The organism is Rhizobacter sp. P2_H2 (genome assembly GCF_056403375.1).
This window is the reverse complement of sequence record NZ_JBFUFP010001794.1, coordinates 1-591: the sequence shown is the minus strand read 5'-3', so window position 1 is coordinate 591 and position 591 is coordinate 1. Positions and strand designations below refer to the sequence as shown.

At 72.6% G+C, this 591-nt stretch carries 1 pseudogene; it reads right to left on the bottom strand.

Annotated features, from left to right (window positions below):
* A pseudogene (locus AC1D15_RS36255) lies at window positions 1-591 on the bottom strand (translocation/assembly module TamB domain-containing protein); the annotation flags it as partial.

The following is a 591-nucleotide window of genomic DNA, read 5'->3' as shown; positions in this document are numbered from 1 at the left end:
GCCGTCGACCTTCAGGTTGTCGCGGTCGAGCTCCACCTGCGCCTGGCCGGTGGTGACGATGCGCCGGTCGACCCGGCCCAGCAGCTGGAAGCGCTCGGCCACCAGCGTCATCTTCGCGTGCGGCTTCTCGCCGAACTCGGCCGCGCCGCTCAGCTTGACGGTGCCGTTGCCGGCGCGCGCCTGGAAGGTGTTGATCTTCGCGTTGTCGCCCTGCAGCGCGATGTCGACCTCGCCGTCGGTCACGTTGACGCCCTGCAGGATGTTGCGCGCCGACAGGTCGGAGCCTTTCATGTGGCCGGTGTATTCGATCGCACCGAAGCGCCCGCCGATGGTCGCGGTGGTGCCGAGCTTGCCCCCCAGGCGCCAGCCGGCCGGCACCCACGCGCCCCAGGTGCCGAGGTTCGCCACCTGCGCCTCGAGCACGCCTTGCACCGGCGCCTCGGGCTCGGGCCAGGCGCGCTTCGGCGAGGTGCGCACGACGATCGCGCCGGCCGCCACGCCGAGCTGGTTGCCGGCCAGGCCCTGCGTGAAGTTCCAGACGCCGTCCTGCGCGCTCAGGCCGAGCCGCAGGTCGGTCAGGCCGAGCGGCTG